We start from the raw sequence: 22,525 nt of genomic DNA on the forward strand, positions 1-22,525 counted from the left end.
CGGCGTGAAAGTGCCTTTCACCTGGAAGGTCACCGGGTGGTTCATGGTCGGGTGGTCGCCCGAATTCCCGATCGGCGAGGTGCGGCCGCTGCACTACTTCGGCGAGGACCTGGTGGCCTATCGCGACGAGTCCGGGGAGTTGCACGTCCTGGAAGCGCACTGCAAACACCTCGGCGCCCACATCGGCCACGGCGGCAAAGTGCTCGGCGATTGTGTCGAGTGCCCGTTTCATGGCTGGCGCTGGGGACCGGACGGCACCAACCGGTACATCCCCTACCAACCGGACCGGCCGAACCGCGCGCTGCGGCTGCGGGTGTATCCGGTACGCGAGCAGTACGACTGCGTATTCGTCTGGCACCAGCCGGACGGCAAGGAGCCGCAGTGGGAGATGCCGGACATCTTCCGGAAGTTCCCGCAATTCGAGACCGACCCCGCGGCCTATTACCGCGCATACCCAGAGTTCTCCCGGCGCGCCGAGCGCGCGCCGGTGCATCCGCAGATTGTGGCGGAGAACGCACCCGACAGCGCGCATTTCGAATACGTGCATCACGCCACGGTCACCCCGCGGGTGCTGGACTGGAAGATCGTCGACCACGAGTGGCAGTTCGTCGCGGGGTGGCCGGACGCGCGCAGCGACAACCCCGAGGACCTCGCGTTGCGGTTCCACAGCCACCTGTTCGGACTGGGCGGAGCGATCAGTGTCTTCGAAGGGACGCAGAACCATCGGCTGATCTTCACCTGCACACCGGTCGACGACGAGTGTTCGGACCTGTTCTACTCGATCTGGTGGCCGCGGCTTGCCGGCGACGACTCCGACGTACCACAGGGCAAGCTGCGCGACGTCATCGAAAAGCAGTTCCTGTCGACCGTTTTCGACGACCTGCAGATCTGGCGCTACCAGAGGTACGTCGAGCATCCGCCGCTGTCCAAGGTGGACGCCAAAGGGTATCTGGCGCTGCGCAAATGGGCGGCCCAGTTCTACGAAGTGCCGGCATGACGGCACTGAACGACCTCGCGGCCCCCGGCCACACCGCGATCGTCACCCAGGAATGCCAGGGGGCGGTCATCGGCCCGAACGCCGGCTTGGGGATGCTGGCCACCGAGGCGCGCCGCGTCGCCCTGCCGAACATCGTGCGGCTGCTGCCGGCGGCGCGGGCGGCCGGGGTCCGTGTCGTGCACTGCTTGGTTAAACGACGGCCCGACGGGCTCGGCTCCAACCACAACGCCAAGATCTTCAGCTTGGGTCACGGGCAGGTCGACATCACCCCCGGCACTCCCGGGGCCGCCGTGCTGCCCGAATTGGGCCCCGAGCCAGACGATCTGGTGCTGAGCCGCTGGCACGGCGTCGGGCCGATGGGGGGCACGGACCTGGACGCGGTGCTGCGAAACCTCGGGGTGTCCACCATCGTCGTCGTGGGGGTGTCCCTCAACATCGCCATCCCCAACGTCGTCATGGACGCCGTCAACGCCGCCTATCGCGTGATCGTTCCCCGGGACGCCGTTGCCGGCATACCCACCGAGTATGGAGAGGCCATCATCGCCAACACCCTGTCGCTGCTTGCGACCATCACCACCACCGATGCGCTACTCGAAGCCTGGACGCGGCAATGACCGAGACCGCGCCCGGAGTCCGCGGCGGGTTCCCCGACATCAAGCCGGCCGACCACGCGCCGCCCGGCCTGGGCCGGTTCGTGGCGGCGATGCGCCGCCTGCAGGATCTGACCGTCGCGAGCAATCCGGACAGCGCGGCGTGGAGCGCCGCGGCACGGCACGTCGAAGAGGCCTGCGCCCTGTTGGACGGCCATCAGGTGCCCGAAGGCGTGGCGCCGGCCGGCCGCGTCATCGAGCTGCCCGGGCTGGGTCACCCGCTGCTGCCGCCGTGGACCGTCACCGATTCCGGTCCGGACGGTGTCACGATGGCCGGGCATTTCAGCCGATCCCATGTGGGCGGAAACAACGCCGTACATGGCGGCATGATCCCCCTGTTCTACGACTGGTTGTTCGGGATGGTGGTGTCCACAGCCGGGACGCCACCCACCCGCACGGCGTACCTGCACGTCGACTACCGCAACATCACCCCGATCGACGAGCCGTTGACCGCCCGCGGGCATATCACCGATATCGAGGGCAGGAAGGTCCTCATCTCGGCTACGATGACGGCCGCTGACGGCACGCTGCTCACCGAAGCCAACGGCCTGATGGTCCGATTGCTCCCCCACCAGCCTTGAGAGGCCTGATGTCCGACACAGCAACAGAATTCACTGTGCCCGCCGTCGCGGCGGCCGTCGCGGCCGCCATTCCCGATCGCGAGCTGCTGATCCAGGGCGGGCGGCGCTACAGCTACGAACAAGTGATCCACCGCTCACGCCGCCTCGCCGCCTACCTGCAATCGCGGGGGTTGGGATGCCACACCGAGCGCTCCGCTCTCCCCGGCCACGAGGCCGGACAGGACCTGCTCGGGATCTACGCCTACAACGGGAACGAATTCGTCGAGGCGTTGCTCGGCTCGTTTCAGGCCCGGGTCGCCCCGTTCAACGTCAACTTCCGCTACGTCAAAAGCGAGCTGCAGTATCTGCTCGCGGATTCGGGTGCGACCGCGCTCGTCTACCACGCCGCGTTCGCGCCGCGGGTGGCCGAAATCCTGCCGGACCTTCCCCAACTGCGGGTGCTGATTCAGATCGCCGACGACTCGGGGAACGAACTGATCTACGGCGCAGTGGATTACGAGAGCATTATCGCGTCCAGCGCACCCGAGCCAGCGCCGGTGCGGCATTCGCCTGACGACCTGTACGTCCTGTACACGGGCGGCACGACCGGAATGCCGAAAGGCGTGCTGTGGCGCCAGCACGACATCTTCATGACGTCCTTCGGCGGGCGCAACCTGATGACCGGTGAGCCGTTCGGGTCCGTCGAGGAGATCGCGGCGGGGGTGGCCGCCGGTCCCGGCACCAAGCTGATGGTCCTGCCGCCGCTGATGCACGGAGCGGCCCAGTGGAGTGTGATGACCGCGATGACGACCGGACAGTCCGTCGTCTTCCCGTCGGTCGTCGACCGGCTCGACGCCGACGAGGTCGTCCGGACCATCGAGCGGGAGCGGGTGACCGTGGTGACGGTGGTCGGTGACGCCATGGCCCGGCCGCTGGTCGCCGCCATCGAGAAAGGGATCGCGGATGTCTCGTCGCTGGCCGTGGTCGCCAACGGGGGCGCGTTGCTCACCCCGTACGTCAAGCAGCGATTGATCGAAGTCCTGCCGAACGCCGTCGTCGTCGACGGTGTCGGGTCCTCCGAGACCGGCGCGCAGATGCACCACCTGTCGACACCGGGGGCGGTGTCGACAGGAACCTTCAACGCGGGACCGGACACGTTCGTGGCGTCCGAGGATCTGAACACCATCCTGGAACCAGGTCACGACGGGATGGGCTGGCTGGCTCAGCGCGGCTACGTTCCCCTGGGCTATAAGGGCGATGCGGCCAAGACCGCCAAGACTTTTCCCGTCATCGACGGAGTGCGATACGCAATTCCGGGTGACCGGGCACGCCACCGTGCCGACGGCAGCATCGAATTGCTGGGCCGCGATTCGGTGACCATCAACTCCGGCGGGGAGAAGATCTTCGTCGAGGAGGTCGAGACCGCCATCGCGTCGCACCCGGCGGTGGCCGACGTGGTGGTCGCCGGGCGGCCCAGCGAGCGGTGGGGCCAGGAGGTGGTGGCCGTCGTCGCGCTGGCCGAGGACGCCCGCGCCGACGCCGAGGAGCTGGTCGCACACGCCGGGCAGTCGCTGGCGCGCTACAAGCTTCCGAAAGCGATCGTTTTCCGCGCGGCGATCGAGCGCAGCCCGTCGGGCAAGGCCGATTACCGCTGGGCGCGCGAGCAGGCGGTGAACGGCTGATCGGCTCGATCCGCGCCGATCGCTGACGCGGTTACGGCCGAGCGACTTCCGCCGCCCGCCCATGTTGTCTACTGTAAGAATTACAGTAGGATCTCACGCAAGGGCTTGCCGTTCACGCCGAAGATGCTGGAGATCGAAGGTGACGACCAACGTTCACGCCGCCGCCGGCCAGACCGTGAGCCAGCGTGATCCCTACCCGTTCTTCGCCCGCAAGCGCCGCGAATCCGGGGTGTTCCACGGGACGGTGATGGACTATTCCACGACGCCCGAGTCGCTGATGCCCAAGCGTGAGTACTCCGCGGTGTCCTTCGAGGCGGTCAACACGGTGTTCCGCGACGGCCGGGTGTTCAGCTCCGCGCCGTACGACAAGACGATCGGCCTGTTCATGGGACCGACCATTCTCGCGATGGAGGGAAAGAAGCATCGCGACCACCGCAACCTCGTGTCCGCGGCGTTCAAGTCGAAGGCGTTGGCCCGCTGGGAGAACACCATTGTGCGGCCGATCTGCAACGCGCTGATCGACGAGTTCATCGCGACCGGCGAAGCCGACCTGGTCCGCGATTTCACCTTCGAATTCCCCACCCGCGTCATCGCCCGGCTGTTGGGGCTGCCCGCCGACGACCTTTCGACGTTTCGCAAGCGCGCCGTGCAGTTGATCAGTTATCACGTCGACTACGAGCGCGCCTTCGAGGCGTCGGCGGCGCTCAAGGACTACTTCATCGAGCAGATCGAACAGCGCAAGTCAGAGCCGACCGAGGACATCATCGGGAATCTGGTCACTGCGGAGATCGACGGCGAAAAGCTAAGCGACGAAGCCATTTACTCCTTTTTGCGGCTGCTGTTGCCCGCGGGGCTGGAGACCACGTACCGGTCGTCGGGCAACCTGTTGTACCTGCTGCTCACCCACCCGGACCAGTTCGCCGCGGTGCAGTCCGACCGTGAGCTCTTGCCGCAGGCGATCGAGGAGGGGCTGCGCTACGAGACGCCGCTGACCACCGTGCAGCGGTTCACCACCGAGGACACCGAGCTTCAGGGGGTCGAGATTCCGGCGCGTTCGGTAGTCGGCGTGTGCATCGGGTCCGCGAACCGCGACGAGCGGCGCTGGGATCGCTCGGAGGAATTCGACATTTTCCGCAAGCACCTGCCGCACATCTCCTTCGCCGCCGGTGAGCACACGTGCCTGGGTCTGCACTTGGCGCGGCTGGAAAGCCGCGTGGCGGTCGAATGCCTGCTGGATCGGGTGACCAACGTCGGGCTGTGCACCGACGACGACCCGCACATCCATGGCCAGCCTTTCCGTTCACCGACGGCGCTTCCCGTGACGTTCGACGCGAAGTAGGGTCCGAAAATGGTAAAAGTCATGTCGGGCATCCGGGTCCTGGAACTTGCCCAATTCACCTTCGTCCCGGCGGCGGGCGCCATCCTGGCCGACTGGGGCGCGGATGTCATCAAGGTCGAACACCCGCTGCGCGGCGATACCCAACGCGGCTTCATCAACATGGGTGGCATCCAACTCGATCCGGAGCGGCATCCCCTGATGGAGCACCCCAACCGGGGCAAGCGCAGCGTCGGGATCGACGTCTCCACGCCGGGCGGTCAGCAAGTGATCTACGAGCTGGCCCGGACCGCCGACGTGTTCCTCACCAATTACATGCCGGCGCAGCGGCAGAAGCACAAGTTCGACGTCGAGCACATCCGCGCGGTGAACCCGAACATCGTCTACGCGCGCGGTTCGGCGTATGGCGACAAGGGCGCCGAGCGCGACACCGGCGGCTATGACGGAACGGCGTTCTGGACGCGCAGCGGCATCGGGTACGCGCTGACGCCGGAGGAGCTGGGCGGCGCACTGGGGCAAGGCATTCCCGCGTTCGGGGACTCCATCGGCGGCATGTTCATCGCCGGCGGCATCTCGGCGGCGTTGCTGCATCGCGAGCGCACCGGCGAAGCCCTCGAACTCGACGTGTCGTTGCTGAGCACGGCCTGGTGGGCGGCGGGTGCGAGCGTGACGCAGGGCATGGAGACCGGACAGGTGATGCGCACCCCGATGCCGGGCTCCGCCACCGCGATGTCGGTGAACCCCTTCATGGGCAACTACGAAACCTCCGACGGCGGCACCATCAACCTGTGCATCATCAGCCCGACCGGGTTGATCCGCGACACGTTCGAGCATCTCGGCATCCCCGAGGCGGCCGACGATCCCCGCTTCTCCGAGGTGCTTCCGCTGATCCAGAACGCCAACGCGGCCGCCGAACTGATCGCAAAGGCTCTCGCCGCCAAGCCTTTCGACTACTGGCGGCAACACCTGAAAACGATGAAGGGGCAATGGGCACCGTTCCAGAGCCTCCTCGACCTGGTCGACGACGAGCAGGCTCTCGCCAACGACATGGTCAGCGAGGTCGAGCTCGCCGGCGGTGGCAAGCCTTTCCGCGTCGTGCGCGGCCCGGTGCAGTTCAACCACGAGCCGCTGGTGACCACACGAGCCCCTCAGGCCTCCGAGCACACAGAGATCGTGCTGATGGAACTGGGCATGGACTGGGACCGCATCGAGGAACTGAAGGACTCGGGGGCTATCGCGTGACGGACGGCATGCTGCGCCCACGAATGGCGCGGCCGTCATCGGCGTGGGGTCCGTTCACGAATGTGTTCAACGCGTGCGCGACCGCGGCGATATGACGTCGGGATCGCCGTCGGCACGGACAAGCATCCGCCGGCGCCTTCACCGGGGACCGGGCCCTGGGGGTACGGCCACGCCGGTACTGCGCCAGCATCACAAACCGCGTCGCCAACTGCGCGGCGACGCGGCCGAGCGCCAGATTCCCGGCGGGCCGCGCGTAGGCTTCGCTCCGCTGTACGGCGCGCCCTGCACCGCCGCGGCAACCATCCTGACGACCTGAGTTATCGGGCTATCGGGCAACGCTATGGCCGCAGGTGCACCGTTGCTCGGCGGGCACCCGCTTCATCACGCTTTCGGCGTGCTGACCGCATCCCGCCCAGGTGATGTTGCCGCAGCGGCGGCAGCGTACGGGGTAGCACATGGTTGCTCGCTATTGCTCGGGAATCAGTTGGGCCACTATGCCTGCACGGCAGCTTTGCGCTCGGCGATCTTGGCGCGGACCTTCTCCATGTCCAGACCCTTGATCTGGCCGATCAGGTCGTCCAGCACAGCTGGTGACATCGCGCCCGGCTGGCTGTAGACGAGAACGCCATCGCGGAACGCCATGATCGTCGGCACCGAGCGGATGCCCACGGTCGCGGCGAGTTCGCGCTCGGCGTCGGTGTCCACCTTGGCGTACACGATGTCCGGGTGGTTCTGGGCGGAGCGTTCGAAGATCGGCGCGAAGGCCCGGCATGGCCCGCACCAAGGTGCCCAGAAGTCGACCAGCACGATTGGACTGTCAAGGATGGTCGACTCGAAATCGGTCGCGGTGAGCGATTTGACGGTCATGGGTGTTCCTTTCGGGGTTTGAAGGTTACGGCCGGACGAACGCCCGGCGACGCGTTGTCATCCGGTCCCGGGCGTGGCGTCCGGGGTCTGGTCGGCGAATTCGCAGAAGGCGTCATAGGCGCGCGCGCCGTAGATGGTCGCCGGGCCGCCGTGCATGAGAATGCTGACACCGATCGCCTCTGCGGCCTCTTCCTTGGACGCGCCGGCGCGGGCCGCGCCCTGGGCATGCGAGGCGATACAGCCGTCACACCCGGCCACGACGCCGATCGCCATCGCGATCAGCTCCTTGAACTTCTTGTCCAGAGCCCCCGAGGTCAGTGCGCCGTTGCTCATCTCGGCGAAACCCCGGTAGACGTCAGGGATCATCTTGCGCAAGGCGCGGTGCTGCGGATTGAGGTCGTCCAGCACCTGGTGGTAGTGGTTTTGTTCCGTCATGACTGATACAATACCTATACGGGTAGGGGTATTCCCGCCAACGGATTAATTTTTCCTTCGGTGCACATATGCCTCGGCCAATAGAGTCCATCGGCCCTAGAGATGCGTCGTCACGGGGCGCAATCTGGCCTCGAAGCGCTAGGTATTTCCCGCGGGGAGCGCTCTTCCGGGGGGGCATGCCGGCCTGCGGAACGAAGGAGCATCAATGGCACGAGTCGTAATCCTCGGCGCCGGTATCGCCGGGCATACCGCCGCGCTGCACCTGCGCCGATGGCTGGGCCGCAGTCACGAGGTGGTAGTGATTTCACCGAACGCCGACTGGAACTGGATCCCGTCGAACATCTGGGTCGGCGTCGGACGAATGGATCCGGCCAAGGTACTCATTCCACTGAGGCCGATCTACCGGCGCAAGGGCATCACGTTCCATCAAGCACTCGCCACCGCGATCCGTCCGGAGGGCACCGAAGACGTGCCGGCGCCGTCGGTGGACTTCGTATACACCGACGAGGAGCACGAGGGACAGACCGGTTCCATCACCTATGACTACCTGATCAATGCGACCGGCCCGCTGCTGAACTTCGCGGCCACGCCCGGGCTTGGCCCCGCGGGGCATTCATATTCGGTGTGCACGGCGGCCCACGCCGTCGAGGCGGCGAATGCGCTCGACGGGGTCGTGGCCAAGCTCAAGGCCGGCGAGAAGCAGCGGCTGGTCATCGGCGTCGGGCACGGAACCTGCACGTGCGAGGGCGCGGCGTTCGAATACACCTTCAACGTTGAGCACACGCTGCGCGCTGCAGGAGTGCGAGACCTCGCCGATATCGTCTACCTCACCAACGAGTACGAACTTGGCGACTTCGGCGTCGATGGAATGAGTTTCGTCGATAAGGGCTTCGTGCAGTCCAGCCGGCTGTGGACCGAATCGCTCTTCCGTGAGCGCGGCGTCAGGGCCATCACGCAGGCGGCGGTCCATGAAGTCATGGACGGCAAGCTGCGCTACGAGCAACTCGACGGCAGAGAACACGAACTGGACTTCGACTTCGCCATGCTGCTACCCCCGTTCCGGGGGGCGGCGCTGACGGCATACGACAAGCGCGGCAACGACATTACGTCCACCCTGTTCGCACCGTCAGGCTTTTTGAAGGTCGACGCGGACTACTCGGGCAAGCCCTATGACGAGTGGTCCGCCGAGGACTGGCCGCACACCTACGAGTCCCCCGCCTACCCGAATATCTTCGCGCCGGGCATCGCCTTCGCTCCCCCGCATCCGATCTCGCGGCCGCGCACGAGTCCCACCGGGACCGTCATCACGCCCAGCCCGCCGCGGACCGGCATGCCGTCGGGCATCATGGCGAAAACGGTCGCCGAGACCATCCGGGACCGAATCACCAAGGCAACGACCGCCGTTGCGCACCGCGCCTCGATGTCGACGATGGGCGCGGCGTGCGTTGCGTCGGCGGGCACCGGTCTGCGCGAGGGCTCGGCCGCCGCGATGACGATGTTCCCCGTCGTTCCCGACCCGGTGAAGTATCCGCAGACGGGCCGCGACATCGCCGGCACCTCCGGTGAGCTCGGCCTCGCCGGTCACTGGATCAAGCTGTTGTTGCACTATCTCTTCATCTATAAGGCGAAAGCCCGCCCATTCTGGTGGCTGATCCCTGAGTGAAAGGCACTCCGATGGACGACGAGAACGGTTATTCGGACGTGAACGCGCTGACGGCCGAACGCATTGCCGACGCACCGCTGCCCACCCCGACGACGCTGCGGATGCGTCAGAGCATCTTCGTTCAGTTCGGGCGTTTCATCCGTATCAATCTGAAGATGCTGCGGATCATCTACGGGGGGCACGGCTGACCACCCGCTGACCGGTCACGAGACCTTCGTGACCGGCGGCGCGTACGCCGGTTTGCCGAGACCCAGCATGTACTGGGCGATCATGTTGCGGAACACCTCGAGCGTCCCGCCGTAGATCCCCACCAGCGGGGCGAATCGATAGGCGTATTCGGCGCTGCCGTCGTCGGCCGCGGCCTCGGTCCCGTACGGCAGCGTGGACGCGGCCCCGAGGATGTCCATCAATTCGGGCGAGATGTCGCGCATTGTCTGCGCGATGGCGACCCGGCCGAAGATGCCCGGGGTGGCCAGCGCGGTCTCCAATCGGGCCACGCAGCGGCCCAGCCGGTAGGCGACCGACCCGTCGTCGATGGGTCGGCGCCCGTCGCCGTCGGGCCGTGTCACGCTCGCCGCCGCCTTGTCCACCGCCTGGGACAGGAACCCGGCCTGGTGCATCATGATCGAGGTGTCCTGCAGCCCGTCCGGGGCGGCGGCGACGGCGCCATGCTCGACGTTGAGCGGTTCGCGCAGCACCGTCCAGCCGCCGTTCACCTCCCCCAGCCGATACTTGTCGTCCACGCGGACGTCGCTGTAGTAGACGATGTTGGTCCGATCGCCGTCCACCGTCCGGATCCCCTGGATCTCGATGCCTGGCGTGTCCAGCGGCACCAGGAACATGGTCAGGCTCTTGTGCTTCGGCGCATCGGGGGCGGTGTTGGTGATCAGGAAGACGTACTGGCAGTTGTGGGCGCCGGTCGTGAACATCTTGGAGCCGTTGATGATCCAGCTCGATCCATCCGCCTCCCGCACCGCGCGGGTCTTGCAGGTGGCGACATCGGAGCCGCCTTCGGGCTCGGTGTAGCCGAGGCACAACCGCACCTCGCCGCTGAAGACTTTCGGCAGGACCTCGTCGCGCAGCTGCGGCGACCCGAACTTGTCGACCGAACGGGCCACCATCGCGGTCGTCCCCCATGTCACCCAGGGAACGTGCGCCCGCCGCTTCTCCAGCTCCCAGATGCGCCGCCGCACCCGGCTGAAACCGCCGTCGGACTCCGGTCTCCACTCGGCTTCCAGATACCCTGCGGCGCCGAACTTCCGGTGCAGCCCCTCGTCGAAGTTGTCGCCGGTTTCCCGGTCGCGGCGCCTGACCTCTTCGGTCATGTGCGTGGCCAGGAAGCTCCGCGTTTCCTCACGGAATGCCTTGTCGTCGTCGGACAGTTCGACGCGGGAGAAATCCATGACGTTGCCCCTTCCTAAGCCGGCTGCGCCGCGTCCTCGCGGGCGGCCACGATCTCCGCGATCCGTTGGGCGGTGGTGCCCGGATCGCCGGCGGCCAGTGGCCATCCCCGGGCGCGCACCAGATACGCCGTCGCCGCGGCCTCGGCCGAAACCCCGAGGCCGCCTTGGATGTGGACCGCCATGGTCGCCGCCCTGGCGGCCTCTTCGGCCATGAAAACGAAGGCGGAGAGCGCCAATTCGGGTCGCTCGTCGGGTTCGTTGTCCAGGAACCAGGCGGCGCGTCGAGCCAGGTTGCGTCCGCCCTGGACGGTGATCGCCATGTTGGCGAGGGGGTGCGAGATCGCCTGCAGCGTGGCGATGGGTACGCCCAGCGTGTAGCGCGTCTTGGCGAATTCGGCCGCGATGGTCATGGTCTCCTCCACCAGCCCGACGAGCGCCGCCGCGGTCAACAGCCGCCACTCGTCCAGCGCCGTCCGGTAGGCCGACAGCGCGTCGGGGCCTCGGCCGACGACCGTGCGGGTGTCGGCCGCCGCGGGGTCCACCCACGCCATCGGAAGCCGGCCGATGTTGTCGACCTTCGCCGGGCGGCTGGCGAAGCCCAGCCGCACGATTTCGTCGCCGTCGGGGACGACGATGTGGTCGGCGATCGACCCCGAGGGAATCAACCGCGGGCCGCGGCCGCCGTCGATGCGCGGGTCGAGCGCGGCCAGTTGCTCGCCGCCGGCGACCCCGGCGGCGCCCTCGCCCAGCGCGCCGAGCCGGCCCAGCAGTCGTGCGGTACATACGTGGTCGACCCACGGAACCGGCGCCAGCGACCGGCCGACCTCCTCGGCCACCAGGGTGAGGTCGACGAGTGTCGCGCCGTCACCGCCGCACGACTCCGGCAGCGCCATCGTGCTCGCTCCCATCCCGCACAACCGCTCCCAGAGGTTCTTGTCGAAACCCGATTGTTCCGCGGCGCGGACGGTTTCGATCGGGCAGTGCGTCTTGAAGAACTGCTTGTAGGCGTTCTGCAGCGCGACATGGTCATCGCCGAGGCTGTAGTCGAGCCTGCGTAACTCGAAGCGGTCCATCGTCACTCGTCCTTCCCGAAGAAGAAGTCCCGCGCGTTCTTGTAGAGATAGTTGTCCAGCACCTCGGCGGGCAGATCGAGGGCACGGGCTTCGGGGACGACCCGGCGCATGGGCAACACCGGCCAGTCCGACGCGTAGATCACCTTGTCGGGACCACGCGTGCGCATGTAGTGCAGCAGGGTCTCCGGCAGGCGCTTGGGTGACCACGCCGAGGTCATCAGCCGCAGGTTGGCGTACTTCAACAGCAGCCGGATCGCGACGTCCCACCACGGGTCGGCGCCGTGAATCATGCACAGCCGAAGCTCGGGAAATCGCACGCACACTCGGTCCAGGTGCATCGGGTGCTGGACCTCGCCGGGTATGGGCGGTCCCGGGATACCGGTGTTGACGCACAGCGGAAGGTCCAGTTCGGCGCACTTGGCGTAGAGCGGGTAGTACAGGGCATCGCTCGGCGGATACTGGCCGTCGCCCCAAAAGCTCGGGCCCACGACCGCATACGCGACGGGTAGCTCGGCCGCGACGGCGGCCAATTCGCGCAGCGACCGCACCGGGCGCAGCAGGTTGACCCCGCCCATGGCGAGCGCGAACCGGTCGGGCCTGGCTTCGACGAATTTGCGCGCGGTCGTGGAGGGATTGGCAAGCGAGTCCATCAGGATCGCCTTTCGCACGCCCTGCTCGTCCATCTCGGCGAGCAGTTCGGCGAGGTCGACCGGGGCGAACATCGACTCGGGGCCCTTGAAGTAGTCGTCCCGGACCTTGAGCATCCACGTCGGCTGCGATTCCGCTTCCCCGAAGTGGACGTTCACCAGGCAATCAATCGCTTCGGTGGTCATGGCTTCCTTGCGGGTCGGACGGGACCAGCCCGATCACCGGAACCTGTTGGCCGGCCTGCTCCCTGGCCCACCGGTAGTTGGGCTTGCCGTTGCCGAGGCGTTCGATCTGCTCGACGAAGAGGAAGGCCTTGGGCGCCTTGAAATGCGCCAGCTGTGTCGTGCACGCGTTGTGGAGGGTGTCGCGGCTGACGTGCGCGTCGGGGTGGGTCGCGACGAGCGCGACGACTTCCTGACCCCACCGCTCGCTTGCCCGCCCGACGACCAGGGCGTCGACGACGCCCGGCTGTGCGCGCACCACCTCCTCGACCTCTTCGACGAAAACCTTTTCGCCACCGGTGTTCACGACCAGCGAATCGCGGCCCAGCAGACGGATCGTGCCGTCCCGTTCCAGCGACGCCCGGTCGCCGGGGATCACCACCCGTCGCCCCTCGATCTCCGGGAAGGTTCGCTCGGTGGCTTCCGCGTCGCCGAAGTAGCCGAGCGGAATCCGGCCCGTGCGGGCGGCCCAGCCGACCTCCGGCTCGCCGAGCCGCAGGAACCGGCTCCGGTCGGCCGACACCACGGTGGCCCCGTCCCTGGGTTGAAAGGTGTCGCTGGCCTTCCCCTCGCGGCTGTGCCCGAACGCCATGTTGCCGCTCTCCGAAGACCCGTAGCCTTCGATGATGGTGACGTGGGGCAGGCATTCCATCAGTGCGCGTTTGTGTTTCGCGCTCGTCGCGGCCCCACCCGTGCCGATCGCGTGCAGCGACGAGAGGTCGTAGGAACGCGTCCGCAGCTCGGCGATCAACGGCCCGGCGTACGCGTCACCCACCATGGTCATCATTCCCACCTTCTCGCGCTCGGCGGTTTCCCACACCGACCGTACGTCCAGCCTGTTGCGGTCGTCGTAAAGCACCACGGGCAGCCCGGCGCACAGCGCGGAGAACGCCGTCCACATCCCGGCGGCGTGCATGAGCGGAGAGACGGCGAACCACGGCTGCCCGCCCCGGGCGACCTTGTCGTGGATCTCGGAGACGCCGGCGTGGTCGGCGCCCACCATGGACGACACGTACATGTCGCTCTGTCGCCACAGCACGCCCTTCGGACGTCCCGTCGTGCCGCCGGTGCACATCATGATGAGGTCGTCCGGCGACCCCGCGTCCTCGCGGTCCGGGCCGGAAGCCGCCAGGATAGCGTCGAGCGAGACGGCTTTCGGCAGTTCGGGAACCGCGCTGCCGTCGTCGATGGAGATCAGCAATTCGGTGCCGGCCGGGGGCAGCACGTCGGCGAAGCGGGCCCCGAGCGAGCGGTGATAGATGATTCCCCGGGGCCGGACGTAGTCGAGCAGGTCGCGGATCTCGCGGGGCGAGTAGTGGTGGTTCACGTTCACCGGCACGGTGCGCGCCTTGAGGCATCCGATCACCATGTCGGGATACAGGTCGTTGTACATCAACAGCGCGATGCGGTCCTGGCCGCACTCCCAGCGCCGCAATGCCTCGCGTGCCGCGTAGACGCCGAAACCCAAGCTGTCGAGGTAGTTAGCCAAGCGGTTGGTGCGGCGGGCGGACTCGGCGAAGGTGCTCTTGCGATCCGCACACACGGTCATCAGGCGGTCGGGCACGACATCGGCGATGGCGTCGAGGACCGCGCCCACTGTCCATTCACTCATGGCGCGCGGCTAGACAGCCGAGGCGACCGGAACGCCGAGGAGATCGAGGGCGTTGTCGCGCATGACCTTTCGGATGTCGGATGCGCTGAATCCGTCGAGCTCCCCGACAAACGACACGGGTGACTCGAGGCCCTCGCCGTGCGGCCAATCGGAACCGAACAGGATCTTGTCGATGCCGATGACGGCGGCCAGCTCGGCCAGATCGTCCTCGTAGTAGGGGGCGATCCACACGTGGTTGCGCAACTGCTCCACCGGGTCCTCGGGGAAATGTCGCGGGTAATTGTTGGCCACCTTCTTGAGTCGCTTGATCAACCGATGCACGAAGTATGACCCGTTTTCGATGCTCACCGCCCGAAGTTGGGGATGACGGGTGAACACGCCGTGCACGATCATCGAGGCCATCGTGTCGTGAATGGCGCGGTCGTCGAGGAGGACCTGATCGAGCGGGTCCTTCTCGCCGAACCCCTCGAAAGTGGCCTTGCCGCCCCACTGCGCCGCGATGTGCAGGTAGCCGCTGTCGCTGAGGTGAAAGCCCACCGGAACGCCCGCCTCGGCGAGCCGGGCCCACACCGGGTCATGGCTGGGATCGCCCAGCGATCTCGGCTTGACGACCCCGGGCACCGGCGCCGGTCGCACCAGTACCAGCCTGGCCCCCCGGGCCAGCACGAAGTCCACCTCTTCGCGGGCCTTGACCGGATCGGCCAGCGAAATGATCGGCGCCGCAATGATTCTGTGGTCCGACCGGTGAAACCCCCAGTCCTCGTCGAGCCACAGGTTGAATGCGTGCAGCGACGCCATCGTCGCCTCGATATCGTGTTTGAGCGCCTCCTCGACGCCGCACGCGAAGGTCGGCAGCATGAACACCGTCTCGATGTCCTGGGTGTCCATCACCGCGATCCGCGCATCCCGGTTCTGGTACTCGGGGTGGCTGGCCAGCCGCTCGACTTTCATCAGCGACGCCGGGTCGACGCCTTCGGGAATCTCACCGCGAAATAGCAGGTCGAGGCAGCCCGGGACGATGATCGGGTCGAACGTCGGATTCGGGATGAAGTGGTTGACGCGGTCGCCGATCACCGCCCAGGTGCGCTTGCCGTCGCTGAGCATCTGCACGCCACGGCGCTTGAACCTCTTGTCCAGGTGCCGAGTGAAGGCGTCCAGCGGCTCGTAATAGTGGTTGTCGACGTCGATCGCCCGGTAACCCAAATTGGCCATGATCATCCTTTCCGGCCTCGCCGGCGAACACTAAGCGTCGGTCGAATTGAGCGAGGGAAACTGCGGGGGGCGCTTCTCCAGGAAGCTGGTAATGCCTTCGATGACGTCCGGCCTTGGCATCGCCTCGTGCAGCAGGGCCTCCGCGCGCGACGTGGCGTCCACGACGTCACGGGTGGCGTCGCCGTACACCTGCCTCTTGATCACTTCCATGGACGCCGGTGAACAGTTGCGGGCGATGTCCTCCGCGTAGTCGAGCGCACGGGTCATCAGATCCCCGGGCGCGACCACTTCCTTGACGAGGCCGAGCTCGGCCGCCTCTTCGGCGAGAAAGGTGCGGCCGCTCAACAGCAGATCGAGGGCGACGCCCCACGTGGTGAGGCGGGGCAGTATCCAGGAGATGCCGAATTCCGCGATCAGTCCGCGGCGGGCGAATACCGCCGCGAACTTGGCGCCCGCGGCGGCGAACCGGACGTCGCACATGAGCGCCTGGGTCAGGCCGATGCCGACGCAGGCTCCGTTGATGGCCGCCACGACGGGCTTGCGCAGCCCGGTCACGAAATGTGGCGGGCGTTCCCCGACCAGGTCGGCAAGGTTGGTCTGACTCGCCTTCTCCATGGTGTCGCCGTAGGTGCGCGCGGAACCGGGCGCGCCGAGGTAGGCACCGGCGCAGAAACCCTTACCGCGGCCGGTCAGCACGACCACCCGGACGGCCGGGTCTTGTTCGGCGCGGTCGATCGCGGAGTAGAACCCGGCGGCGATGTCCGGGCCCCAGGCGTTGAGGCGGTCCGGGCGGTTGAAGGTCAGAATCGCGACCCCGCTGCCGGTGGCCTCGTAGAGCACCGCGTCTTCGGAAGTGCCGTCGCTGCCGGACATCTCCCCCGGACCCTCCTCACGATCGTCCACCGTTTCCGCGGTGTTTGTACGCATACTGTATACCTATCGGTACCGTTTTCCACAACCGCCGCCAGGCCCGCGCGGACCCCCGCCGAACAGCGAATTTCGCCGCGACGATTCGCACGGTCGGCTCCGCCCCGGGAGCCGGTTGGCCGGTGTCGTTTTGCGAGTGTGGCGAGCAACACGTCCGATCAGGTTTCTCACCACGGCCGAATAGGGAAAACGAACACAGATACCCACGAACAAGGAGGGGAAACGCGATGGTTGACATCAAGAGCGGACCGATCCAGGCGGTCCAGGGCGTCGTCGAGGCCGTCTTCGGCAAGGCCAAGGAGATCCTCGGCACGATCATCGGGCGCAACGATCTGGTCAACGAGGGCCAGGCGCAGCAGGACAAGGCCGACGCGCAGCGCAGCGCGGCGAAGAAGGAAGCCGCGGCCGAAAAGGCCCGGGGGAAGGCCAAAGCCGCGGAAGCGCGCGAAAAGGCCGAGCAGTAATTCGGCCACAGCTTGCGGCCCGGTCACTTCAGGTGACCGGGCCCTTGCTTCTGAGCGTGGCTGCAGCGCAGTCGGTTAGGGTCCGCTATGCGTCGATGAGTCCCAGGCGGAGGTACGCCTCTTTGATCTGCGACTTCGCCTCGGGCGGGAGCTCGGCTTGCGGAGGCCGGGAATGCGGATAGGCGCCGATCGGCAACCCCAGAAGCGACGCGGCGTATTTGAACGCCCCGCCCCAGTGGGTGAAGTAGTCCGGCCGGCCCGGGTAGCAGGTCCACCAGGACCCCACGTCGAGGTCGAACTGGTCCAGGCCCGAGTCCCGGCCGAAGTCCATCGCCTCGAGCAGCTTGTCGTTTTGCACCAAATCCCAGTATTGGGAGAACAATCGCCGTTTCGGCGTCTCGAACAGGTACCCGGCGGTGCCCAGCTGTGCCGGGCAGACGATCCCGTCGCGTAGCCATCCCGCGCGGTAGACGGTCTTGTCGCACTCCCAGAGCACGAGGCTCGGCGCGAGTTGATGCAGCATCCGGCTGCTGGCCGGCCGGAAGGCGCCCTCCTTGGTGGCGCACACGGCGGGCACCTCGTGGTAGATCCGCGCGCTTTCGGCAGCGGTCAACACGTAGCCCGACGACGGCGAGTTGAACATGCCCAGGGCGATGTCCGTTCGCGACGCGATGTAGGTGAAGAATCGCAGCACACCTTCGCCGCCGTGCACCTCCATCATCGGCGTCTGGATGTAGGCGATGTCGGCGCCGGCCTCCTGGGCGTGCAGCGTCAGATCCAGGCAGTCCTTCGCCGTGATCGCCGCCGTGCACGCCTGCACCACCACGTCGGGGTTGGCGGCACGGCCCTCCTCGATCGCGATCTCCAGCAAGCGTTTTCGCTCATCGAGGGTCAGCGACCAGAATTCGGAGAGGCCGCTGGTGCACCACAGCATCGGGTGCCCGAGTTCGCCGACGCAGTAGCGGACCAGCGTCCGGTACGCCTCCCAGTCGATGTCGTCGCCATCGCGCCCGCAGAACGGCGTGTAGAGGGAGTCGCCGATTCCCCGTAATGCCCCGCGCGCCCAGGCGCGTGCCTCGCTCGCCGTCGCCATCGTCGACTCCTTCTCTTCAGCCGAGCTGCCTTCGTTCGCTGCGGTCAGGTGAAGTCCGAACCGCCATCGACGTTGATGTTGGCCCCCGTCATGTAGGAGTTGCGCCTCGACGCGAGGAACGCGACCACCGGCCCGATCTCCTCCGGCAAACCGGCGCGCGGCAGGTGCGCCGGGTGGCCGAAGTGCTCGGCGATGGCGTCCATTAGCGCGTAGGGGTCGCCACCGTCGACGCCCACCGACTTCGCCCAACCGACCAGCGACTCGGACGCGATGCTGCCCGGCGACACCACGTTGACCAGGATCTCATCCTTGGCCAACAGCAACGAGAGGTTCTTGGAGACGCTCGTCACCATCGACTTGGCCGCCGTGTAGGCGGGCAGCATGACGCTCTGCCGCTGGGTCGAATGCGCCGAAAAGTTGACGATGCGCGCCCATTGCGCCTTGCGCAGCAGCGGAAGTGCCGCGCGGACGCAGCGCACCATCCCCATCGCGCCGTCCTCGACGGCTTGGCGCCACTGTTCGTCGGTCAGATCCTCGAAAGTGCCCGCCGCGCCGGGCCCGACCGTATTGACGAGCACATTCAATTCGCCGCCCCAGCGCCGGCCGAGGTCGGCGAATGCGTCGTCAACCTGTCCGGGGTCGGCGATGTCCGCTGCCAGCCCGACAGCTTCCGGGCTGCCGCGATTCTTCAGGTCCGCGACGGCCACGTCGAGCGCGTCACGGCTGCGGCCGACCACCGCGACCCGGGCGCCCTCGTCGGCGAGGCAACGGGCGGCGGCCAAACCCATGCCGCGGCTACCGCCGACCACCACCGTTGCGGCGTCGGCCAGGCCTAGATCCACGGCAATTCCCGTGGCTCGCCAGGAGACTCGGTGAATGGCTTCTGCCCGGTCATCTTCGCCCGTCCAGCCGTGTTACCAAAAAGCCTACGATAGGTATTACAGTAGCAGATGGAAAACTGCAGAAAAGCCCGGCTGACGGCCGTCGTCGAGCGGCGACACGGCTAAGCTTGCGCAGGTGAGTCGGAACGGCTCCTGGACCGCACGCACAGGATACATCGTGATGGAGGTGCCCCTAGTGGCAAAGCAAGCTACCGCCGACAAGCGTCAACGGCGCGAACGCGGTTCCATCAATCCCGATGACATCATCAGTGGCGCATTCGAACTCGCAGAGCAGGTATCCATCGACAATTTGAGCATGCCGCTGCTCGGCAAACATCTCGGCGTCGGTGTCACCAGCATCTACTGGTACTTCCGCAAGAAGGACGATTTGCTCAACGCGATGACCGACCGCGCATTGAGCAAGTATGTATTCGCCACCCCCTATGTCGAGGCCAGTGACTGGCGCGAGACGTTGCGCAACCATGCCCGCCTGATGCGTAAAACGTTCATGGGCAATCCCATTCTGTGCGACCTGATTCTGATTCGGGCCGCGCTCAGCCCGAAGGCTGCGCGCCTGGGTGCCGAGGAGATGGAGAAGGCGATCGCCAACCTGGTCGAGGCCGGCCTGTCGCCGGAGGATGCGTTCGACACGTACTCAGCGGTTTCGGTGCACGTCCGCGGATCGGTGGTGCTGCAACGGCTGTACGAGAAGAACCAATCCTCCGACGAAGGCGCGCGCGCCATCGAGGACGCCGTCGCCATCGATCCCGAGAAGACCCCCCTGCTCGCCCAGGTCAGCCGGATCGGCCACCGGATCGGCGCCCCGGACGAAACCAACTTCGAATACGGCCTCGGCTGCATCCTCGACCACGCCAGCCGGCTGATCGAGGAGGGCAAGCGATCCAAGGGCGGCAAGGCGGCGCCGTCGCGGCAACGCAAGGCGGCAAAGTCACCCGCCTCGCGGGCGCGTACCAAGGCGCCGGCCGCTCGTTAACCGCGGCCGAATCGGTCTGTCACACTTCGGGTTCCGGCACGTCGAAATATTCGTCGCGGAGCCGGAACGCCTCCTTGGTCCCATGCCGCGCGCGGGTCTTGACGAAGTTGAACTCGTCCGGACCGAATTGCAGGTTGGTGCCGAAGGCGTGGAAGAGATAGCTGGCGACCTCCTCGCCATGGTATGCCTGGCTCTGCTCGACGAGACGGAACGCTTCCTTGGCGATGACGACTCCGTCGGCGGGCATCTTCGCCGCCTTCTCGGCCCAATACCGCGCGCGTGCCGGAACGGCCGCGGTATCGCAGGTTTCGGTGAAGATTCCCAGGTGTTCGACTTCGCCGGCCTCGATGACGTCACCGGTCAGCAGCAGGCGCCGGGCCAGCACCGGACCGAGCCGGTGGAAGAACATGTGCAGGCTGCCGAGCGCGGGCCCGAGGAAGCGGGTTGCCGGCATCCCGATCTTCGTGTCGCGCGCGATGACGGAGATGTCGGTCATCAGCGCCATCTCGAAGCCGCCGCCGAGCGCATAGCCGGCGATCTCGCCAACCGTGACCTTGGGGAAGCCCATGAAGTTGTGGTAGAAGCCAAAGGACTTGCGGTCCACGGTGAGTCGCCGACGCTGACTGGGGCGGCGCTTGGCCGCCGCATCGTCGCCCGATGCGCCCTGCGGGCCGTACCAGCCGTACGCGTTGTTCATGTCGGCGCCGGTCGAGAAGACCCCGTCGGCACCGCGCAACAACACCACCGTGAGATCGTCGTCTTCGGCCACCCGGTCCAGGCAGCGGGCGAGCGCCTCGCGCATCGCGGCGTCGTAGGAGTTGCGTTGCGCCGGATTGTTCAGCGTGATCGTCGCGATGCGGCGGTCGTGGTCGGCCTCGAACAGCACGCGGTCGTCCGGGGCGTGGGGCGTGGTCATTTGTCGGACTCCCTTCGCCGCCTGCCGAATTGGAAACCGGCCAGCCTTTCCGGCGGCGCGGCCAGTGTGTTCACCTCGCCGGTGCACAGCACATCGTCGTCGAGCAGCAGCCGTGCCGTCGACGCGATGCCGCGTTCGACCTGCGAGCGGGCGATGTCGAACCGCAGGTCGGTCAAGATCGGCGTCGGCCGGCGGAACGTCAGGACCAGCGAGCGCGTCTTGCCGGAAAGGCCCGTGACGCAATTGTGGTGCTGGATGACGCAGTCGAAGAAGACCCCGAGGAAGCCACCGTGCACCAGTCCCGGCGGCCCCTCGTAGAGCAGTGGAAAGTTGATCCACCCGATCGCGTTGTCGGCATCGAGGTGGTCGAACCGATACTCCGGAAAGCACGGGTTGTAGGCGCCGATATCCGTTGCGTGGTTGAGGTAGACGCGCCGGGGGTCGTCGGGGAGGTCGCCGATTCGTGGTGCGTTGTCGACCGGCGCGGCGGCGGACAGTTCGCGCTCCCACTCCGCGAACTTCTCCACCATCGTGTCGACCGTCGGATGCGGATGCTCGAGGGACAGCAGCAATGAGCTCAGGCGCCGCATGGCGGCGGCGGCGACGGTGGTTTGGGCGAGGGGCCGTTCGCCAAACCTGGTGTCGCCGGTGCGCGTCGTCTCGGGTGCGGCGCGCCCCTCCGCTCGCCCCTCCTGCAAGGCCATGCTCGTCTCTTTTCGCTCGGGTTCCGGCCCGGCTGTTTCCGGCGGCAGCGTACCCTGCTAACTTATACAGCGTAGCAATGGTATTGCCTACTGTATGGGTAACCGTATCGGCAGAAAGGCCGGATTCGACGGTGAGTCACGAGGCCGACGCGGCCGGTGCCGAGGGTTCGGTGACAGTGCGCCGGGACGGCGCGGTGTTGCGGCTGACCCTCGACCGCCCGTCGCGGCGTAATTCACTGAGCCAGGCGATGATTCAGACGTTGGTCGATGCGCTCACCAAAGCCGCCGCCGACGACTCGTTGCGCGCCGTGCACGTTCGGGGTGGCGAAGACTTCTGTGCCGGAGTCGACTGGGTCGCCAGCAACGACCGACAGCGCCCCCGCGCCGGCGACCTGGTACGGCGGATCCCGCACGCCGCCCACCGGGTGATCGAGCTCGTCACGACCATCCAACTGCCGGTGCTCTGCAGCGTGCGGGGCTGGGCGGCGGGGTTCGGCTGCAACCTCGCGCTGGCAGCCGATTTCACCGTCGCCGCCACCGACGCGGTGTTCTGGGAGCCCTTCGTGGACCGGGGGTTCAGCCCCGATTCCGGGGCCACCTGGCTGCTGCCCCGACTGGTCGGCCTGGCACGGGCCAGGCGAATGCTGCTGCTGGGCGAGAAGGTCAGCGCCACCGACGCGGCCGACTGGGGACTGATCCACCGGGCGGTGAGCCCCGCGGGTCTCGACGACGCCGCCCAGGAGTTGCTCGAGCGGCTGGCCTCCGGACCGACGGCGGCTCTGGGACTGGCCAAGCAGGCGCTGAGCTTCGGCCAGCACGCGACGCTGAGCCAATCGATGACGCAGGAGCTGTTCAACCTCGAGATATCCTGCAGAACAGCGGATTTCAAGGAGGGCCTGGAAGCCTTCCGGCAGCGGCGCGCACCGAAATTCCAGGGCCGATGAG

24 protein-coding genes and 1 pseudogene are annotated in these 22,525 nt (G+C 66.9%); 12 read left to right on the forward strand and 13 right to left on the reverse strand.

The genetic code is table 11. From position 1 onward, the window contains the following. The first annotated feature begins 4 nt into the window (after positions 1 to 4). The 7 genes and pseudogenes from BST44_RS01355 to BST44_RS30300 form a co-directional block, all read left to right on the forward strand. Entirely contained in the window at positions 5 to 997 is a 993-nt protein-coding gene (locus BST44_RS01355; protein ID WP_083174531.1) for a Rieske 2Fe-2S domain-containing protein, read from the forward strand. Then, positions 994 to 1,611 (forward strand): cysteine hydrolase family protein, encoded by a 618-nt coding sequence (locus tag BST44_RS01360; RefSeq protein WP_083174532.1) that lies wholly within the window; start codon positions 994 to 996, stop codon positions 1,609 to 1,611. The genes BST44_RS01355 and BST44_RS01360 overlap by 4 nt, the downstream gene beginning before the upstream one ends. Next, positions 1,608 to 2,228: a PaaI family thioesterase gene (locus BST44_RS01365; protein ID WP_083174534.1), complete on the forward strand. Its 621-nt coding sequence runs from the start codon at positions 1,608 to 1,610 to the stop codon at positions 2,226 to 2,228. The genes BST44_RS01360 and BST44_RS01365 overlap by 4 nt, the downstream gene beginning before the upstream one ends. A gap of 8 nt (positions 2,229 to 2,236) precedes the next feature. Then, a complete protein-coding gene (locus tag BST44_RS01370) occupies positions 2,237 to 3,889 on the forward strand; it encodes an acyl-CoA synthetase (RefSeq protein ID WP_083174536.1) in 1,653 nt (550 codons plus the stop codon). 139 nt (positions 3,890 to 4,028) lie between these two features. Next, on the forward strand, positions 4,029 to 5,228 hold the full coding sequence (locus BST44_RS01375) for a cytochrome P450 (RefSeq protein WP_083174538.1): 1,200 nt from the start codon (positions 4,029 to 4,031) through the stop codon (positions 5,226 to 5,228). 21 nt (positions 5,229 to 5,249) lie between these two features. Continuing rightward, entirely contained in the window at positions 5,250 to 6,467 is a 1,218-nt protein-coding gene (locus tag BST44_RS01380; protein WP_083174540.1) for a CaiB/BaiF CoA transferase family protein, read from the forward strand. 178 nt (positions 6,468 to 6,645) lie between these two features. Beyond that, positions 6,646 to 6,783 (forward strand): annotated as a pseudogene (locus tag BST44_RS30300) (thiolase family protein); the annotation flags it as partial. A 9-nt stretch (positions 6,784 to 6,792) separates the two neighbouring features. On the opposite strand, the gene BST44_RS31780 reads toward BST44_RS30300, so the two are convergent. Genes BST44_RS31780 through BST44_RS01395 form a run of 3 tightly spaced genes read right to left on the reverse strand, consistent with a single transcriptional unit; the run spans position 6,793 to position 7,769 of the window. Then, on the reverse strand, positions 6,793 to 6,924 hold the full coding sequence (locus tag BST44_RS31780) for a DUF8730 family Cys-rich protein (RefSeq protein WP_500684506.1): 132 nt from the start codon (positions 6,922 to 6,924) through the stop codon (positions 6,793 to 6,795). A gap of 35 nt (positions 6,925 to 6,959) precedes the next feature. Further along, entirely contained in the window at positions 6,960 to 7,334 is a 375-nt protein-coding gene (gene trxA, locus BST44_RS01390; protein ID WP_083174544.1) for a thioredoxin, read from the reverse strand. Between the two features lie 57 nt (positions 7,335 to 7,391). Further along, positions 7,392 to 7,769, reverse strand: coding sequence for a carboxymuconolactone decarboxylase family protein (locus BST44_RS01395; protein ID WP_083174546.1), 378 nt, complete (start codon positions 7,767 to 7,769; stop codon positions 7,392 to 7,394). A 205-nt stretch (positions 7,770 to 7,974) separates the two neighbouring features. Between BST44_RS01395 and BST44_RS01400 the strand changes: the two genes are divergently transcribed. Together BST44_RS01400 and BST44_RS30025 are read left to right on the forward strand one after the other, a co-directional pair. After that, positions 7,975 to 9,432, forward strand: coding sequence for an NAD(P)/FAD-dependent oxidoreductase (locus BST44_RS01400; RefSeq protein WP_083174548.1), 1,458 nt, complete (start codon positions 7,975 to 7,977; stop codon positions 9,430 to 9,432). A gap of 11 nt (positions 9,433 to 9,443) precedes the next feature. After that, the gene (locus BST44_RS30025; protein WP_158086634.1) at positions 9,444 to 9,620 is read left to right on the forward strand and encodes a hypothetical protein; all 177 of its coding nucleotides are present in this window, start codon (positions 9,444 to 9,446) and stop codon (positions 9,618 to 9,620) included. A 15-nt stretch (positions 9,621 to 9,635) separates the two neighbouring features. On the opposite strand, the gene BST44_RS01405 is transcribed toward BST44_RS30025, so the two are convergent. From BST44_RS01405 to BST44_RS01430, 6 genes are read right to left on the reverse strand one after another with little or no spacing between them, the layout of a single operon-like run. After that, positions 9,636 to 10,835, reverse strand: a complete 1,200-nt coding sequence (locus BST44_RS01405) for an acyl-CoA dehydrogenase family protein (RefSeq protein ID WP_083174550.1) — start codon at positions 10,833 to 10,835, stop codon at positions 9,636 to 9,638. 14 nt (positions 10,836 to 10,849) lie between these two features. Then, entirely contained in the window at positions 10,850 to 11,908 is a 1,059-nt protein-coding gene (locus tag BST44_RS01410) for an acyl-CoA dehydrogenase family protein (protein ID WP_083174552.1), read from the reverse strand. Between the two features lie 2 nt (positions 11,909 to 11,910). Beyond that, positions 11,911 to 12,741 (reverse strand): amidohydrolase family protein, encoded by an 831-nt coding sequence (locus BST44_RS01415; protein ID WP_083174553.1) that lies wholly within the window; start codon positions 12,739 to 12,741, stop codon positions 11,911 to 11,913. After that, positions 12,722 to 14,389 carry an acyl-CoA synthetase gene (locus BST44_RS01420; protein ID WP_083174554.1) on the reverse strand — a complete coding sequence of 556 codons (1,668 nt, stop codon included), beginning with the start codon at positions 14,387 to 14,389 and terminating at the stop codon, positions 12,722 to 12,724. The genes BST44_RS01415 and BST44_RS01420 overlap by 20 nt, the downstream gene beginning before the upstream one ends. A 9-nt stretch (positions 14,390 to 14,398) precedes the next feature. Then, complete coding sequence (locus BST44_RS01425) at positions 14,399 to 15,601, reverse strand: amidohydrolase family protein (protein WP_083174753.1); 1,203 nt, start codon at positions 15,599 to 15,601, stop codon at positions 14,399 to 14,401. A 30-nt stretch (positions 15,602 to 15,631) separates the two neighbouring features. After that, complete coding sequence (locus tag BST44_RS01430) at positions 15,632 to 16,474, reverse strand: enoyl-CoA hydratase (RefSeq protein ID WP_083174754.1); 843 nt, start codon at positions 16,472 to 16,474, stop codon at positions 15,632 to 15,634. Positions 16,475 to 16,755: 281 nt separating this feature from the next. Here BST44_RS01430 and mbp1 point away from each other — a divergent pair, with 281 nt between their 5' ends. Beyond that, positions 16,756 to 16,992 carry a microaggregate-binding protein 1 gene (gene mbp1 / locus BST44_RS01435; protein WP_083174555.1) on the forward strand — a complete coding sequence of 79 codons (237 nt, stop codon included), beginning with the start codon at positions 16,756 to 16,758 and terminating at the stop codon, positions 16,990 to 16,992. Between the two features lie 85 nt (positions 16,993 to 17,077). Here the strand turns inward: mbp1 and BST44_RS01440 are convergent, their stop codons facing one another. Both BST44_RS01440 and BST44_RS01445 read right to left on the reverse strand, forming a co-directional pair. Next, entirely contained in the window at positions 17,078 to 18,085 is a 1,008-nt protein-coding gene (locus tag BST44_RS01440) for a dihydrodipicolinate synthase family protein (RefSeq protein WP_083174557.1), read from the reverse strand. Positions 18,086 to 18,129: 44 nt separating this feature from the next. Continuing rightward, the gene (locus BST44_RS01445) at positions 18,130 to 18,927 is read right to left on the reverse strand and encodes an SDR family NAD(P)-dependent oxidoreductase (RefSeq protein ID WP_083174559.1); all 798 of its coding nucleotides are present in this window, start codon (positions 18,925 to 18,927) and stop codon (positions 18,130 to 18,132) included. 220 nt (positions 18,928 to 19,147) lie between these two features. Between BST44_RS01445 and BST44_RS01450 the strand changes: the two genes are divergently transcribed. Then, the gene (locus tag BST44_RS01450) at positions 19,148 to 19,960 is read left to right on the forward strand and encodes a TetR/AcrR family transcriptional regulator (protein ID WP_083174561.1); all 813 of its coding nucleotides are present in this window, start codon (positions 19,148 to 19,150) and stop codon (positions 19,958 to 19,960) included. A 19-nt stretch (positions 19,961 to 19,979) separates the two neighbouring features. Here BST44_RS01450 and BST44_RS01455 read toward each other — a convergent pair whose 3' ends face one another. Further along, on the reverse strand, positions 19,980 to 20,876 hold the full coding sequence (locus BST44_RS01455) for an enoyl-CoA hydratase/isomerase family protein (protein WP_083174563.1): 897 nt from the start codon (positions 20,874 to 20,876) through the stop codon (positions 19,980 to 19,982). Next, on the reverse strand, positions 20,873 to 21,580 hold the full coding sequence (locus BST44_RS01460) for a hypothetical protein (protein WP_083174565.1): 708 nt from the start codon (positions 21,578 to 21,580) through the stop codon (positions 20,873 to 20,875). The genes BST44_RS01455 and BST44_RS01460 overlap by 4 nt, the downstream gene beginning before the upstream one ends. A 131-nt stretch (positions 21,581 to 21,711) precedes the next feature. On the opposite strand from BST44_RS01460, the gene BST44_RS01465 reads away from it, so the two are divergent. Then, positions 21,712 to 22,524, forward strand: a complete 813-nt coding sequence (locus BST44_RS01465; protein ID WP_083174567.1) for an enoyl-CoA hydratase/isomerase family protein — start codon at positions 21,712 to 21,714, stop codon at positions 22,522 to 22,524. Position 22,525: the final 1 nt, after the last annotated feature.

It is taken from the genome of Mycobacterium scrofulaceum, assembly GCF_002086735.1.
Taxonomy (GTDB): domain Bacteria; phylum Actinomycetota; class Actinomycetes; order Mycobacteriales; family Mycobacteriaceae; genus Mycobacterium; species Mycobacterium scrofulaceum.

Coding starts and splice junctions, on each gene's coding strand:
- BST44_RS01360 (WP_083174532.1), top strand. CDS start 994: ATGACGGCACTGAACGACCTCGCGGCCCCCGGCCACACCGCGATCGTC.
- BST44_RS01365 (WP_083174534.1), top strand. CDS start 1,608: ATGACCGAGACCGCGCCCGGAGTCCGCGGCGGGTTCCCCGACATCAAG.
- BST44_RS01370 (WP_083174536.1), top strand. CDS start 2,237: ATGTCCGACACAGCAACAGAATTCACTGTGCCCGCCGTCGCGGCGGCC.
- BST44_RS01380 (WP_083174540.1), top strand. CDS start 5,250: ATGTCGGGCATCCGGGTCCTGGAACTTGCCCAATTCACCTTCGTCCCG.
- BST44_RS31780 (WP_500684506.1), bottom strand. CDS start 6,924: ATGTGCTACCCCGTACGCTGCCGCCGCTGCGGCAACATCACCTGGGCG.
- trxA (WP_083174544.1), bottom strand. CDS start 7,334: ATGACCGTCAAATCGCTCACCGCGACCGATTTCGAGTCGACCATCCTT.
- BST44_RS01395 (WP_083174546.1), bottom strand. CDS start 7,769: ATGACGGAACAAAACCACTACCACCAGGTGCTGGACGACCTCAATCCG.
- BST44_RS01400 (WP_083174548.1), top strand. CDS start 7,975: ATGGCACGAGTCGTAATCCTCGGCGCCGGTATCGCCGGGCATACCGCC.
- BST44_RS30025 (WP_158086634.1), top strand. CDS start 9,444: ATGGACGACGAGAACGGTTATTCGGACGTGAACGCGCTGACGGCCGAA.
- BST44_RS01405 (WP_083174550.1), bottom strand. CDS start 10,835: ATGGATTTCTCCCGCGTCGAACTGTCCGACGACGACAAGGCATTCCGT.
- BST44_RS01410 (WP_083174552.1), bottom strand. CDS start 11,908: ATGGACCGCTTCGAGTTACGCAGGCTCGACTACAGCCTCGGCGATGAC.
- BST44_RS01415 (WP_083174553.1), bottom strand. CDS start 12,741: ATGACCACCGAAGCGATTGATTGCCTGGTGAACGTCCACTTCGGGGAA.
- BST44_RS01420 (WP_083174554.1), bottom strand. CDS start 14,389: ATGAGTGAATGGACAGTGGGCGCGGTCCTCGACGCCATCGCCGATGTC.
- BST44_RS01425 (WP_083174753.1), bottom strand. CDS start 15,601: ATGGCCAATTTGGGTTACCGGGCGATCGACGTCGACAACCACTATTAC.
- BST44_RS01430 (WP_083174754.1), bottom strand. CDS start 16,474: ATGTCCGGCAGCGACGGCACTTCCGAAGACGCGGTGCTCTACGAGGCC.
- mbp1 (WP_083174555.1), top strand. CDS start 16,756: ATGGTTGACATCAAGAGCGGACCGATCCAGGCGGTCCAGGGCGTCGTC.
- BST44_RS01440 (WP_083174557.1), bottom strand. CDS start 18,085: ATGGCGACGGCGAGCGAGGCACGCGCCTGGGCGCGCGGGGCATTACGG.
- BST44_RS01450 (WP_083174561.1), top strand. CDS start 19,148: ATGGAGGTGCCCCTAGTGGCAAAGCAAGCTACCGCCGACAAGCGTCAA.
- BST44_RS01455 (WP_083174563.1), bottom strand. CDS start 20,876: ATGACCACGCCCCACGCCCCGGACGACCGCGTGCTGTTCGAGGCCGAC.
- BST44_RS01460 (WP_083174565.1), bottom strand. CDS start 21,580: ATGGCCTTGCAGGAGGGGCGAGCGGAGGGGCGCGCCGCACCCGAGACG.